12 protein-coding genes and 1 tRNA gene are annotated in these 13,249 nt (G+C 69.5%); 8 read left to right on the forward strand and 5 right to left on the reverse strand.

Annotation, left to right across the window (positions count from 1 at the left end):
* The first annotated feature begins 171 nt into the window (after positions 1 to 171).
* Together VNR19_RS10875 and VNR19_RS10880 are read left to right on the forward strand one after the other, a co-directional pair.
* The gene (locus VNR19_RS10875; protein ID WP_325726658.1) at positions 172 to 1,398 is read left to right on the forward strand and encodes an MFS transporter; all 1,227 of its coding nucleotides are present in this window, start codon (positions 172 to 174) and stop codon (positions 1,396 to 1,398) included.
* Between the two features lie 76 nt (positions 1,399 to 1,474).
* On the forward strand, positions 1,475 to 1,675 hold the full coding sequence (locus VNR19_RS10880) for a hypothetical protein (protein WP_325726660.1): 201 nt from the start codon (positions 1,475 to 1,477) through the stop codon (positions 1,673 to 1,675).
* Between the two features lie 39 nt (positions 1,676 to 1,714).
* On the opposite strand, the gene VNR19_RS10885 is transcribed toward VNR19_RS10880, so the two are convergent.
* Positions 1,715 to 2,077, reverse strand: a complete 363-nt coding sequence (locus VNR19_RS10885) for an SdpI family protein (protein ID WP_325726757.1) — start codon at positions 2,075 to 2,077, stop codon at positions 1,715 to 1,717.
* A gap of 60 nt (positions 2,078 to 2,137) precedes the next feature.
* A tRNA-Lys gene (locus tag VNR19_RS10890) sits at positions 2,138 to 2,213 on the reverse strand.
* Between the two features lie 93 nt (positions 2,214 to 2,306).
* Between VNR19_RS10890 and VNR19_RS10895 the strand changes: the two genes are divergently transcribed.
* The gene (locus tag VNR19_RS10895; RefSeq protein ID WP_325726662.1) at positions 2,307 to 3,161 is read left to right on the forward strand and encodes an inositol monophosphatase family protein; all 855 of its coding nucleotides are present in this window, start codon (positions 2,307 to 2,309) and stop codon (positions 3,159 to 3,161) included.
* Positions 3,158 to 3,745, forward strand: coding sequence for a hypothetical protein (locus VNR19_RS10900; protein WP_325726664.1), 588 nt, complete (start codon positions 3,158 to 3,160; stop codon positions 3,743 to 3,745). Before VNR19_RS10895 ends, VNR19_RS10900 begins: the two co-directional genes overlap by 4 nt.
* 37 nt (positions 3,746 to 3,782) lie before the next feature.
* On the opposite strand, the gene VNR19_RS10905 is transcribed toward VNR19_RS10900, so the two are convergent.
* Both VNR19_RS10905 and VNR19_RS10910 read right to left on the reverse strand, forming a co-directional pair.
* Positions 3,783 to 4,295, reverse strand: a complete 513-nt coding sequence (locus VNR19_RS10905) for a hypothetical protein (RefSeq protein WP_325726666.1) — start codon at positions 4,293 to 4,295, stop codon at positions 3,783 to 3,785.
* The gene (locus tag VNR19_RS10910) at positions 4,292 to 7,015 is read right to left on the reverse strand and encodes a cation-translocating P-type ATPase (RefSeq protein WP_325726668.1); all 2,724 of its coding nucleotides are present in this window, start codon (positions 7,013 to 7,015) and stop codon (positions 4,292 to 4,294) included. The genes VNR19_RS10905 and VNR19_RS10910 overlap by 4 nt, the downstream gene beginning before the upstream one ends.
* Positions 7,016 to 7,141: 126 nt before the next feature.
* Here VNR19_RS10910 and VNR19_RS10915 point away from each other — a divergent pair, with 126 nt between their 5' ends.
* Positions 7,142 to 9,028, forward strand: coding sequence for a glycoside hydrolase family 15 protein (locus VNR19_RS10915; RefSeq protein WP_325726670.1), 1,887 nt, complete (start codon positions 7,142 to 7,144; stop codon positions 9,026 to 9,028).
* Between the two features lie 21 nt (positions 9,029 to 9,049).
* Here the strand turns inward: VNR19_RS10915 and VNR19_RS10920 are convergent, their stop codons facing one another.
* Positions 9,050 to 9,613: a helix-turn-helix domain-containing protein gene (locus tag VNR19_RS10920; protein ID WP_325726672.1), complete on the reverse strand. Its 564-nt coding sequence runs from the start codon at positions 9,611 to 9,613 to the stop codon at positions 9,050 to 9,052.
* Positions 9,614 to 9,684: 71 nt separating this feature from the next.
* Here VNR19_RS10920 and VNR19_RS10925 point away from each other — a divergent pair, with 71 nt between their 5' ends.
* The 3 genes from VNR19_RS10925 to VNR19_RS10935 all read left to right on the forward strand — a co-directional run bounded on the left by VNR19_RS10925 (position 9,685) and on the right by VNR19_RS10935 (position 13,167).
* On the forward strand, positions 9,685 to 10,620 hold the full coding sequence (locus VNR19_RS10925) for an NAD(P)/FAD-dependent oxidoreductase (protein WP_325726674.1): 936 nt from the start codon (positions 9,685 to 9,687) through the stop codon (positions 10,618 to 10,620).
* A gap of 235 nt (positions 10,621 to 10,855) precedes the next feature.
* On the forward strand, positions 10,856 to 12,193 hold the full coding sequence (locus VNR19_RS10930; protein ID WP_414684149.1) for a quaternary amine ABC transporter ATP-binding protein: 1,338 nt from the start codon (positions 10,856 to 10,858) through the stop codon (positions 12,191 to 12,193).
* On the forward strand, positions 12,193 to 13,167 hold the full coding sequence (locus tag VNR19_RS10935) for an ABC transporter permease (RefSeq protein WP_325726678.1): 975 nt from the start codon (positions 12,193 to 12,195) through the stop codon (positions 13,165 to 13,167). Before VNR19_RS10930 ends, VNR19_RS10935 begins: the two co-directional genes overlap by 1 nt.
* Positions 13,168 to 13,249: the final 82 nt, after the last annotated feature.

The raw sequence follows: 13,249 nt of genomic DNA on the forward strand, positions 1-13,249 counted from the left end.
CGTCGTCGTCGCCCCCACCGAGAAGGGGCTCGCGGAGCTCGCGGCGTGGCGCACCCACCTCGCCGAGGTGCTGACCCCGTGGTTCGACGACCTCGACGACGATGAGTGGGCCGCACTGCACAAGGCGGCGAGCATCCTCGAATCGCGCACGCGCACGAAGGAGGTCGCCCGATGAGCGGCGCTCCACGCAGCACCGTGTGGCGTCAGCCGGCGCAGGTCTGGGCCGTCGCCTTCGCGTGCGTCGTCGCCTTCATGGGCATCGGCCTGGTCGACCCGATCCTGCCCGCGATCGCGGATTCGCTCGACGCGACGCCGGTCCAGACGGAGCTCCTGTTCACCAGCTACCTCGTCGTCACAGGGATCGCGATGCTCGTGACGAGTTGGATCTCGAGCCGACTCGGATCGAAGGCGACCCTCCTCATCGGCCTCGCCTTGATCGTGGTGTTCTCGCTCTTCAGCGCACTGAGCGGCAGCGTCGACGCGATCATCGCGTTCCGTGCCGGATGGGGGCTCGGAAACGCCCTGTTCATCTCGACGGCGCTCGCGGCGATCGTGGGCGCTGCGAGCGGCGGCAGCGGCGCGGCGATCGTCCTCTACGAGGCGGCTCTCGGCCTCGGCATCGCGGTCGGTCCGCTCCTGGGCGGCCTCCTCGGCGAGTGGACATGGCGAGCCCCGTTCTTCGGCGTCGTCGTGCTCATGGCCATCGCCTTCGTGGCCGTGCTGACGCTCCTGCGGGGCCCGACCGAACGTCGCGCACCGGTCCCGTTCTCGGCTCCGTTCCGCGCGCTGCGGGTGCCCGCGCTCGCAGTTCTCACGATCACGGCGCTGTTCTACAACATCGGCTTCTTCGTGCTGCTCGCCTTCTCGCCCTTCCCGCTCGGCTTCGGCGCGATGGGCATCGGCCTCACGTTCTTCGGATGGGGCGTGGGGCTCGCGGTGACCAGCGTGTGGCTCGCACCCATCCTCGTCCGCCGCATGGCGCGCACGACGATCATGCTCATCACGCTCCCGCTGCTCGCGCTCGATCTCGTCGCCGCCGCGCTCGTCGTCGCGAATCCCACGGGATTGGTCGCATGCATCATCGTCGGCGGACTTCTGCTCGGCGTGATGAACACGGTGCTGACCGAATCCGTCATGGAGGCGACGGATCTCCCTCGCGCCGTCGCCTCGTCGGCGTACTCGGCCGTGCGGTTCCTCGGCGGCGCCGCCGCTCCCCCGCTCGCCGCACTGCTGTGGCACCTGTACGGACCCGCGGTTCCGTACGGCTTCGCAGCCGTCTCGATGCTGATCGCGACCGCGACCCTCCTGATCGGGCGCCGGGCTCTCGCGGGTGTCGACGAACGCGAACCGGATGACGCGGTCGAGGGATCCGCGGTGCTCCTCGGCGACGCCGCCTGACCGAGACGGGCTACGTCAACCCCATCGACGGACCCCCGCCTGCCACGCAGGCTGGGGTCCGTCGAGAGGAGCTCCCATGAGCGACAACGAGAAGAACCTCCCCGAGGGCCTCATCAACGCCGACCCGGCCGGCGGGTGGGATGAGACGGGCGACCGCGAGGCGATGGAGCGCAACGCCGCCGCAGCCGGCGACATCGAATCGGCGGACGTGACGCAGGGCGCCGACCCGGATCTCGCGACCGACCAGCAGGTCGACGACGACGACATGGAGGACTGACGGTCGGCGCCCCGATGTGACGGCGCGCCCGCGGACGCCTCAGTCGTCCGAGCCGCGCGAAGCGTCGGCGGCGGCGCGTGCACCGACGCCGGCGCCGTAGAGGACGAGCCCGAGCATCACGACGCATCCGGCCATCAGTCCGGTCGTGAGGACGGGCAGAGGGAAGGGCAGCAGCGCGAACACACCCATCGCGATCGCCGTGAAGCCCGCGATCTCGGTGGGCCCCTTCGCGCGCACATGCGCCGCGAGCCAGGCGCTGTCGCTCGCCATCGTGCTGGGCAGCCGGATGCCGGCGAAGTGATTGCGCTTCAGGCGCCCGGAAGCCGTGGCGCGAGCCATCCAGACGATGAGCACACCCGCGCCGACGAGGACGACGAGGAGCACGATCCGAACCACCGTCATGTCGTCCACCGTCGCGATGGTAGCCGACCGATCAGCACTGCTGCGGACCTGAGAGAGAGATGGTCCGCCCCCAGGGACTTGAACCCTGAACCCACTGATTAAGAGTCAGTTGCTCTGCCGATTGAGCTAGAGGCGGATGCTTCGCACGCGGCGAACCGAGGGTCAACAGTACCATCACGATTGTGTCACCGTGAAATCGGCCAGGTCGTGCGCCGCTTATCCTATCCGTGTGACTCCCCCCGCCACCCCGCCTTCTGCCGTCGCGGCCTCCGGGGGGTCCTGGCAGGTCGACCTCGACCTCGCACTGCGTCTTGCGGATGCCGCGGATGCGGCATCCGTCGCCCGCTTCGACGCCGCCGACCTCGAGATCAGCGTCAAGGCCGACGCGACGCACGTGACGGAGGCCGACCTCGCGACCGAGCGCGCGATCCGCTCGCTGCTCGAGCAGGAGCGTCCCGGCGACGGGATCTTCGGCGAGGAGTTCGGGGTCTCGGGCGGCACCGACCGGCAGTGGATCATCGACCCCATCGACGGCACCGCGAACTACCTGCGCGGCATCCCGATGTGGTCGACGCTCATCGCGCTCGCGGTCGACGGCGTGCCGCAGGTGGGCGTCGTGAGCCAGCCCGCGATCGGCCGCCGGTGGTGGGCCGCATCCGGTCTCGGCGCGTGGACGAACACTCCCGACGGCGGCGAACGCCGGATCGCCGTCTCGACGGTGGACTCCCTCGACGAGGCGAGTGTCAGCTTCCAGAGCATCGGCCAGTGGCGCGACGCGGGGCAGCTCGACGCGCTGGAGCGCCTCACGTCGTCGGTGTGGCGCGACCGCGGCTACGGCGACGCGTGGCCGTACATGCTGTTGGCCGAGGGCCGCCTCGAGCTCGTCGCCGAGTTCGACGTCAAAGAGTACGACCTCGCTGCCCTCGTCCCCATCGTCACGGAGGCCGGCGGCCGCTTCACGGCCTTCGACGGCACCCCTTCGATCTCCCGCCGGTCGTCGCTCGCGACGAACGGCGTCCTGCACCAGACGTTCCTCGACCTCCTTCACTCCCCCACCCCCGTCCCCCCGGAGAACGACCGATGAACCGCCAGCTCCCCCGACTCGGCGCCGCTCTCGTGATCGCCTCAGCCGCCCTCTTCGTGTCGGCGTGCGGATCAGCCGAGCCGGATGCCGCACCCACCCCCGATGCCAGCGAGACGTCGCCCGCGCCCGAGCCCACGCAGCCCGAGCAGACGGCCGAGCCCGTTCCGGCCGGCGAGGAAGCCGACCCGACGTGCGAGACGATCATCGACGAGACGACAGTCGCCGACTTCGAGTCGATCGGCTGGACGTCGCGGGCCGATCCGTTCTACATCGGCTCGCACGAGGTGCCCGACGGGCTCGTGTGCGTGTGGGCCGACTTCAACGCCCCCGCGAGCGACCACCTGCAGATGTTCGGATGGGCTCGCGTCGACGACTCGCTCGCGCGCACCGCGCAGGACGAGCTCGTCGGGCAGGGCTGGATCCGCGAGCAGGCGCCTGAGGGCGTCTACATCACCGAGAACCCGCAGACGACGATCGCGACCGACGCGCAGGGCTACGGCATGACGTACCTGTTCGCCGACGGCACGGTCAAGCTCGCTGACACGAAGCAGGGCCTGCTGCTCGTCACGTGGCCGAAGGGCTGATCGGACCGACGGCGCATGCCGCCGTCTCTGCACGGCCCTAGTGGGTGACGATCGCCTTCAGGAGGACCAGCACGCCGCCGAACGACGCCGTGATGAGGGCGCCGATGAGACGCGCGGTCCAGTGCGTGCTCCAGCGTGCGATCGCCCACCACCCAAGCGCCCCGAGGATGATCGTGTTGGCGATGAGAGCCAGCCAGATCGCACGATGATCGTCGAACACTCCGAGGGTGCCGAGCAGCAGGATCGTGAGCGGGACGATGCTCACGAACAGCAGACCGAAGGTCTGGCGCGCCGCCGACCCGACACTGGCACGGATGCCGGACCGCCCGCCCGATGCGGCGAGGCGCGCGAGCGCCCCGGCGAACACGTGTGCGGCGAAGAAGACGACCACGGTGAGCGCAACCGTGACGAGCGCGTTGAGCGCGGTTCCCGCGTTCGTGCCGCTGATGACGAGCATGCCCGAGACGAGGATGAGCCCGTAGACCGCCTCTTCGGTCATGAGGATGCGCGAGACGGGCGTCGCGACCTCGAGCTCGTCGTCGCCGCTCATCGCGCGGGCACCGCCTCCGCATGGGCGCGGCGGCGCGTACGCGTGCGCCGGATCCACTTCTCGAGCTCGATGACGACGGGCACGATGAGCGCGAGGCCGAGCACGAGCAGCCACTGGCGGCCGTCGAGGCTCGTCGTTCCGACGATGTTCTGCAGGAAGCCGAGCTCGACCGTCGCGATGGTCAGGACGAGCGGGATCGAGAGCCACTTGATCGCCGCGAGGATCGGCGGCTCGAGCCCCGACTCGGGATCGCGTCGCGTGACGAGGCCCGCGAAGATCGAGCCCAGCGCGGCGACCGCGAACGTCATCGTGACGGGGACGTTCGGCTCGGTCGAACTCGCCTGGTCGGCGAAGAGCAACAGCGGCAGGAGCGCCGTGAGGAAGATGAGCAGACCGTAGAAGAGCCACTGCGCGACGGCGAGCGGGTTCGCGATCGTCTTCTTCGGGTCGCGCGGCGGCTTCTGCATGATCCCCTCGGGCGCGGGGTCGACCATGATCACGATGACCGGGAAGATCGTGATGAAGAAGTTCAGGAAGAGCACCATGATCGGCGTGAGCGGCACGCCGTCGTTGATGTCGAAGAGGCTCGCGACGAGGAACAGCAGCACGAGCGAGAACAGCAGCGCCATCTGGTAGCGCACATAGCTGACGATCTTGTCGTAGATCGCGCGGCCCAGCTGCACGGCCGTCACGAGCGTGCCGAAGTTGTCGTCGACGAGGATCATCTTCCCCGCCTGCTTCGTGACGTCGCTGCCCGAGCCCATCGCGACGCCGATGTCGGCCTGCTTGAGCGCTGCGGCGTCGTTGACCGCGTCACCGGTCATCGCGACGACGGCGCCCTGCTCCTGCATGAGCCGTGCGAGGCGGAGCTTGTCTTCGGGCGTCACGCGGCCGAAGACGTGCAGGATCGGCAGCGCGGCCTTGAGCTCGTCGTCGCTCATCGCCTGGATGTCGGCTCCGCTCGCGGCCCCTTCCGCCAGGCCGAGCTTTTCGCCGATCGCGGCGGCCGTGATCGAGTGATCACCCGTGATCATGCGCACTTCGATGCCGGCCTCGCGCGCGATGCGCACCGCCTCCTTCGACGACGGGCGCAGCGGGTCGATGATCCCTACGAGGCCGACGAAGGTGAGGTCGGTGACGGCCGACATCGGATCTGCCGGCACAGGCGTGCCTTGCGGGAACCGTCGCACGGCGAACGCCAGCACGCGGAGTCCCTGCTCGGAGAGCCGGCGGTTGGCGGCCAGGATCTCGTCGCGGCGTGACGCGAGATCGACCGGGCCATCGGGCGTGAGGGCGTGCGCGCAGCGTTCGAGCACGACATCCGGTCCGCCCTTGACGATCGCGATGAGCCGCGTGCCGGCGCCGTCCGGGATCTCGTGGAAGGTCGCCATGAACTTGTACGCCGAGTCGAACGGCACCTCGGCGGCGCGCGGGAAGCGCGCGCGGGTGATCTCGGCGTCGGCGCCCATCTTGGCGGCGAGCACGACGAGCGCCGCCTCGGTGGGATCGCCGATGACGTCGCCCTCGTCCGACACGGTCGCGTCGCTGCACAGCGTGAGCCCGAGTGCGAGGTTCGTGAAGTCGGGCATCGCCCCACCCGCGACTCCGCGGATCTCACCGGATTTCTCGTACCCGGAGCCGCTGACCGAGAACCACTCCCCCGCGTAGTACAGGGACTCGACGGTCATCTCGTTCATCGTGAGCGTGCCGGTCTTGTCGGAGTTGATCGCGCTCGTCGCGCCGAGAGTCTCGACGTCGGTGAGGTTCTTCACGATGGCGTTGTGCTCGGCGAGCTGGCGCGAGCCGTACGAGAGCATCGCCTGCACGAACGACGGCATGCCCGTCGGTATCGCCGAGATCGCCATCGAGATGCCGAGCAGCAGCACCGACGCGATCTCCTGCCCGCGCAGGAGCCCCGCGATGACGATGATCGCGACGGCGCCCCACGCGATCCAGCCGAGCACGACGGTGAGCGAGTCGAGCTCGCGCTGCAGCGGCGACTTCGCGGGCTTGACGGCCGACAGCATCGATGCGATGCGACCCATCTGGGTGTTCATGCCGGTGTCGGTGACGACGACCGTCGCGGTGCCGCGCGTGACCTGCGTGTTCTGGAACACCATGTTCGCGCGGTCACCGAGGGTCGTCTCAGGGTCGTCGATCCTCCCCGCGTCCTTCGCGATCGGCGCGCTCTCGCCCGTGAGCGCCGCCTCCTGCGTCTCAAGCGTCGCGGAACGCAGGATCCGGGCATCCGCCGGCACCATGTCGCCCGCCTCGAGCATCACGATGTCGCCCGGCACGAGGCTTGTCGCGTCGACCTGCTGGAGGACGCCGTCGCGCACGACCTTCGCCTGCGGGATCTGCATCTTCGCGAGCGCGTCGACCGACGCCTTCGCCTTGAGCTCCTGCCGTGTGCCCAGCACGACGTTGAGCACCACGAGCCCGCCGACGAGGATCGCGACGCTCGTCTGGTCGATGAACAGGCTCACGATCGCGACTGCGACCAGCATGATGTTCATCGGATCGGCGAGCTGCCGCAGCGCGACCTGCCACACCGACGGCGCGGGCTCCGCCGCGATCGAGTTCGGCCCGTACGTCGCGAGGCGCTGCTGCGCCTCGGCGTTCGTCAGTCCGCGCTCGCGGTCGGTCCCGATCGCCGCGACGACGGCATCCGCGTCCTGAGTGAACCACGGCTCTGCGGGCGTGGTCTGCACTGTGCTCATGGCTCGAACGATACTGGCCTTTCGCGCGGTTCATCAGGAGTCCATCGCGCCGGATCACCCTGTCGGTATGACCTTCGCGACGCGTCCTCGCGTACTGTCGGACTCGTCGGAGCGAGGAGGTCATACGTGGCGCAGGATTACCCGAACATCGCGGACCATGGGCTCATCGGCGATCTGCAGACAGCGGCGCTCGTCGACGTCAACGGCACGATCGACTGGTTCTGTCTTCCACGGTTCGACTCGCCGAGCGTCTTCGCGTCCCTGCTCGACGCGGAGAAGGGCGGCCGGTTCAGCGTGCGGCCGCTCGTCGACGACTACGTCACGCGCCAGCTCTACCTGCCTGACACCGCCATCCTCATCACGCGCTTCATGAGCGAGGCGGGAGTCGGCGAGCTCATCGACTTCATGCCCGTCATCGAGGGTGAGGCGACCGATCGCCATCGGCTCGTGCGGATGGTCCGCGTGGTGCGCGGCGAGATGACGTTCCAGGCCGACATCCAGCCCCGCTTCGACTACGGCCGCACTCCTCACGAGATCCATCCCGTGCCCGAGTCGGGGGTCATGTTCACGACCCCCGATCTGTCGCTCACGCTCCACCGCGTCGGACCTCCCGTGATCCACGGGTCGCAGCGGGCCGGGCGGATCGAGCTCGTCGACGGCGGCATCCGCATCACCGGGACCCTCAAGGCCGGCGAGCTCACCGGCGTGATGCTCGAGTCGGGCGGCGTGCCGCCGACACAGGTGAGCGAAGAGGAGATGATCGAGCTGTTCCACACGACGCGCCGATTCTGGCGCGACTGGAACAACCGCTCGACCTACCGCGGGCGCTGGCGCGAGGTCGTCGCGCGGTCTGCGATGACGCTCAAGCTCATGACCTACGCGCCGACGGGCGCCCTCGTCGCCGCGCCCACGGCGGGGCTGCCCGAGCAGGTCGGCGGCGAGCGCAACTGGGACTACCGCTACACGTGGATCCGCGATGCGTCGTTCTCGGTGTACGCGCTCCTCGGACTCGGCTACACCGAAGAGGCCGAGGCGTTCGTGAAGTGGCTCATGGACCGCATCCGCGAGAGCGCCGGCACCGGGTCCGGGCCGCTCAAGATCATGTACCGCGTCGACGGCTCGTCCGACCTCGAGGAGGAGACCCTCCACCACCTCGCGGGGTATCGCGGCTCGACGCCCGTCCGCATCGGCAACGGCGCGGCCGACCAGCTGCAGCTCGACATCTACGGCGAGACGATGGACTCGATCCACCTCGCCGACACGCACGGGCTTCAGCTCCCGCACGCGGGGTGGGTGCAGATCGCCGAGATGCTCGACTGGGTGTGCGACAACTGGAACACCCCTGAGGAGGGCATCTGGGAGACCCGCGGCGGACGGCAGAAGTTCACGTACGGGCGGTTCATGTGCTGGGTGGCGCTGGACCGCGGCATCCGCCTCGCCCAGCTCCGGGGCAGGCCCGCCGACCTCGACCGGTGGATCCGCGAGCGCAACGCGATCTACGCCGAGATCATGGCGAGCGGCTGGCACGAGAAGCGCGGCGCGTTCGTGCAGCACGAGGGCTCCGACGTGCTGGACGCGTCGCTGCTGGTCATGCCGCTCATGGGGTTCGTCGCGCCCAACGACCCGATGTGGCTGTCGACGCTCGATGCGATGGACGACGAGCTCGTGTCGGACAGCCTCGTCTACCGGTACAACCCCGCCGCAGCGCCCGACGGCCTGCGCGGCTCGGAGGGCACGTTCACGCTGTGCTCGTTCTGGTACGTCGACGCGCTCGCGCGCTCGGGCCGCCTCGACGAGGCGCAGCTCATCTTCGAGAAGATGCTCACGTACGCGAATCACCTCGGGCTCTTCGCCGAGGAGATCGGGCTCACCGGCGAGCAGCTCGGCAACTTCCCGCAGGCGTTCAGCCACCTCGCACTCATCAACGCCGCGGTCAACCTCGACTACCAGCTCGACCACGGGTCGGGCGTCGTCGACCCGGTGCTGACGATCGGCCGGCGTCGCGGCCGATGACGGCGAGACGGATCCCACGGCTCACGCGTCGCGCGAGGCCGCGTCGTGCGTGTGGATGCGCTCTCCCTCCGCGTTGAAGATGCTGATCACCTCAGCGGGGCGCGCGCCGACGGCGCTCATGGCGTGCGGCGTGCGCGTGTCGAACTCGGCCGCCTCCCCGCGGGCGAGCACGAGGTCCTGCTCGCCGAGCCGCAGGCGCAGACGCCCGCTCAGCACGTAGAGCCATTCGAACCCGTCATGCGTCTTGAGGGGCGGGAGCTCACGAGCCGGCGAGTACGTGATCTTGAAGGTGCTCACGGGCGAGTCCTCGAGCGTGAGGGGCGCGATGACCATTCCGTTGCGACGGACCGCCGGACGCCGAACGCGAGGGTCTGCCGACTCGGGCCTGACCAGGTCGTCGATGCGGATGCCGAGCTGGCGCGTCACGGGGATCAGCAGCGCGAGCGTCGCCTGCCGTTTCCCCGACTCAAGCCGAGAGAGTGTGCTGACCGACATGCCCGACCTGCCGGCGACCGCCTCGAGCGTCAGTCCCTTCGCGAGGCGTGCTTCTCTCAGGCGCGGCCCCACCCGATCGAGCTCCTCCATGACTCACGACCCTTCTTGCTGATTTTGCAAACGCGCTTGCCATTATCCATCCTGCCATCCACGCTTGAGCCATGGAACAGTGGGATGCGATCGTGATCGGTGCCGGCGCAGCCGGCCTCAGCGCCGCGCAGATGCTCGGGAGATCGCGCCGACGCACGCTCGTCGTCGACGCCGGCGCACCGCGCAACCGGTTCGCCGAGCACATGCACGCCGTCCTCGGGCAGGACGGCACTCCCCCGCCCGACCTGCTCGCGCGCGGCCGCGCCGAGCTGGAGGTGTACGGGGTCGCGGTGCGGGCGGCATCCGTCGTCACCGTCGATGAAGGGTCGACGAGCGTCGCGGTGTCTCTCGATGACGGCACCCGGCACGCAGCCCGGACGCTCGTCGTCGCGACCGGGATCACCGACGAGCTGCCCGAGCTTCCCGGTGTCTCGGAGCGATGGGGCCGCAGCGTGCTGCACTGCCCCTTCTGTCATGGGTGGGAGGTGCGCGATCAGCGGCTCGGGGTGCTGCTGCTCTCGCCGCTGCAGCTGCACCAGGCGCAGCTCGTGCGGCAGCTGAGCGACGACGTCACCGTGTTCACGGGAGCGCTCGGCGATCTGGACCCCGCCGTCGAGCAGCGCTGGCGGGCACGCGGCATCGCGATCGAGCGCGAGCCCGTCCTCGAGCTCCTCGGCGACGCGCCGGACCTCACCGGAGTGCGACTTCGCGACGAGCGAACGATTCCGCTCGACGCGATGTTCACGATGGCCACGCCCCGGCCGCACGACGGGTTCCTCGCGGGCCTGAACCTGGTCCGCGTCGAGACGCCGCACGGCTTGTTTCTCGCCGTCGACGCCGGCGGCCGCACGAGCTCCCGCCGCATCTGGGCCGCGGGAAACGTGGTGAATCCGATGGCGAACGTCCCTCAGTCGATGGGCGCCGGAGCAGTGGCGGGCGCGGCGGCGCACGGAGCATTGGTGGAGGAGGACTTCGAGCTCGCGGTCGCGGCTTCGCTGCGGGCGTAAGGGGCGGGCTGCGGCCCGTCTGGCGGGACCGCGGGTTTGCATCTGCTCGCTGATGCGTGAGAGTGTCGAAGGCGGCCCGAAAGGGCTTACCCGACCAGTCCGCGGCCGCTGGTGATTCCCGGGGAAGGGATCAGACCGGCGGGCGTACGGTCGGCGGTCTTTGCTCGGATCCGAAATCCGCAGCCGGAGCGCCGTTTCCGAACGAGCGCGAGTGATCGCCACCCGGGCGTTACCGATGCAGCCCTCTGCACCGGGCTGCCGAGGTTGCACAGTGACCGCTCCAGCAATCCGGGTCGAGCACGTCTACAAGGTGTTCGGCCGCCACCCCGAGAGAGTCGTCGAGCGCCTGCGCGCAGGCGCGACGCGCGCGGAGGTCGCCGATGCCGGCACCGCGGCGGTCATCGACGCGAGCTTCGACGTCCACCCCGGCGAGATCTTCGTCATCATGGGCCTGTCCGGCTCGGGCAAGTCGACCGTGATCCGCATGCTCAACGGTCTGCACGACGCCACCACGGGGACGATCACCGTGCAGGGCGAGCCGATCACCGGCGTCGGCGCGAGCCGTCTGCGCAGCATCCGCCGTGACCGGATCGCGATGGTGTTCCAGCACTTCGCGCTGCTCCCTCACCGCACGGTCGCCGACAACGTCGCCTACCCGCTTGAGCTGCGCGGAGTCGCGAAGGACGCGCGCCGGGCGAAGGCCGAGGAGATCCTCGAGCTCGTCGGCCTCGGCGGGTGGGGCGACAAGCTCCCGTCGGCGCTGTCGGGCGGCATGCAGCAGCGCGTGGGGATCGCGCGCGCCCTCGCCGCCGACACCGACATCCTCCTGATGGACGAGGCCTTCAGCGCCCTGGATCCGCTCATCCGGCGCGAGATGCAGGAGCAGCTGCTCGAGCTGCAGCAGAAACTGCGCAAGACGATCGTGTTCATCACCCACGACCTCAACGAGGCGATGCTGCTCGGCGACCGGATCGCCGTCATGCGCGACGGGCGCATCGTGCAGGTCGGCACGCCCGAGGACATCCTCACCGACCCCGCGAACGACTACGTCGAGCAGTTCGTGCAGGACGTCGACCGCGCCCGCGTCCTCACAGCCGCGAACGTGATGGAGCGCCCCCGTCCGGTCGTCTCGGAGACCGCGGGGCCGCGCACGGCCCTCCGCCAGATGCGCGACAGCTACACCTCGGCCGCGTACGTCGTCGGGCGCGATCGCACGCTCGTCGGCATGATCACGGATCGCGACGCCGTCAAGCTCGCGCGCGCCGGCGCCGTGTCGATGGCGCCCGTCCTGCGTCCCGTGCCGCAGAGCGTGCGACAGGACGAGATCCTCATGAACCTGTTCGTGCCGGCCGTCGAGTCGCCCCTCCCCCTCGCCGTGACCGACGATGACGGGCATCTCGTCGGCGTGATCCCGCGCGTCACTCTCCTCGCGGCGCTCGGACCCGGCCCCGGTGCGACGGAGGAGATCCCGGTCCAGCCGCAGCCGATCCCGGTCTCCGTGATCGACGAGGTGCTCGCCGGGGGCGAAACGCCACCGGGATCGGGTGGCATCGACCGAGAGGCGGTGCACTGATGGACGGCTTCCGCATCCCCCTCGGCACGTGGGTCGAAGACGCCGTCGCGTGGCTGCGCGACAACCTCGACGCGCTGTTCGACGTCATCACGGTCGTCGTGCGCTTCCTCGTCGACGGACTCACCGACGGCCTCCTCGCGATCCCAGTGCCGCTCGCGATCCTGCTGTTCGCGCTCATCGGATGGGCGGTCCGGTCGTGGCAGATGGCGCTCGGCACCGCGCTGACGTTCACGCTGATCGTGGCGATGGACCTGTGGGAGGCGTCCATGCAGACGCTCTCGCTCGTCCTCATCGCGACACTCGTCGCGGTGGTGATCGCCATCCCGCTCGGCATCTGGTCGGCGCGCAACGACACCGTGCGGGCGATCCTCAAGCCGGTGCTGGACTTCATGCAGACCATGCCGGGGTTCGTCTACCTGATCCCCGCGATCACGTTCTTCAGCATCGGGGTCGTGCCCGGCGTCGTCGCGACGGTGATCTTCGCGCTCCCGCCGGGCGTGCGTCTGACCGAGCTCGGCATCCGCGGAGTCGACGCGGAGACCGTCGAGGCCGGCAACGCGTTCGGCGCGAAGCCCGGCCAGATCCTGCGGGGCATCCAGCTCCCGCTCGCGATGCCCACGATCATGGCCGGCGTCAACCAGGTGATCATGCTCGCCTTGTCGATGGCGGTGCTCGCCGGCATCGTCGGCGCCGACGGCCTCGGAAAGCTCGTCGTGCAGTCGGTCTCGACCGCGCGACTCGCGATCGGCGTGGAAGCCGGACTCGCGGTGGTGATCATCGCGGTCTACCTCGATCGCGTCACCGCGGCCCTGGGTACCCCGACCGATCACCCCTCGTCCCTCATCGGGATCGCCGCTCGCCGACGCGCGGCCGCGCGCACGGCGCAGCCCGCGTCCGCGCAGTCACGAGGGAATCAGACTCAGGCGAAGGAGAACGACGCTTCGTCCATGAGGCAGCCGGTCAAGACCGGCTGACGGCCGCGCGCGGGCATGCGACCCGCGCCGCCACACCGAGAGAGAAACGAAACGAGTGAAGAACATGCGTGACCGAATGAAT

This window comes from Microbacterium sp. (assembly GCF_035556355.1).
GTDB lineage: Bacteria > Actinomycetota > Actinomycetes > Actinomycetales > Microbacteriaceae > Microbacterium.

Coding starts and splice junctions, on each gene's coding strand:
- VNR19_RS10875 (WP_325726658.1), top strand. CDS start 172: ATGAGCGGCGCTCCACGCAGCACCGTGTGGCGTCAGCCGGCGCAGGTC.
- VNR19_RS10880 (WP_325726660.1), top strand. CDS start 1,475: ATGAGCGACAACGAGAAGAACCTCCCCGAGGGCCTCATCAACGCCGAC.
- VNR19_RS10885 (WP_325726757.1), bottom strand. CDS start 2,077: ATGACGGTGGTTCGGATCGTGCTCCTCGTCGTCCTCGTCGGCGCGGGT.
- VNR19_RS10900 (WP_325726664.1), top strand. CDS start 3,158: ATGAACCGCCAGCTCCCCCGACTCGGCGCCGCTCTCGTGATCGCCTCA.
- VNR19_RS10905 (WP_325726666.1), bottom strand. CDS start 4,295: ATGAGCGGCGACGACGAGCTCGAGGTCGCGACGCCCGTCTCGCGCATC.
- VNR19_RS10910 (WP_325726668.1), bottom strand. CDS start 7,015: ATGAGCACAGTGCAGACCACGCCCGCAGAGCCGTGGTTCACTCAGGAC.
- VNR19_RS10920 (WP_325726672.1), bottom strand. CDS start 9,613: ATGGAGGAGCTCGATCGGGTGGGGCCGCGCCTGAGAGAAGCACGCCTC.
- VNR19_RS10925 (WP_325726674.1), top strand. CDS start 9,685: ATGGAACAGTGGGATGCGATCGTGATCGGTGCCGGCGCAGCCGGCCTC.
- VNR19_RS10930 (WP_414684149.1), top strand. CDS start 10,856: ATGCAGCCCTCTGCACCGGGCTGCCGAGGTTGCACAGTGACCGCTCCA.
- VNR19_RS10935 (WP_325726678.1), top strand. CDS start 12,193: ATGGACGGCTTCCGCATCCCCCTCGGCACGTGGGTCGAAGACGCCGTC.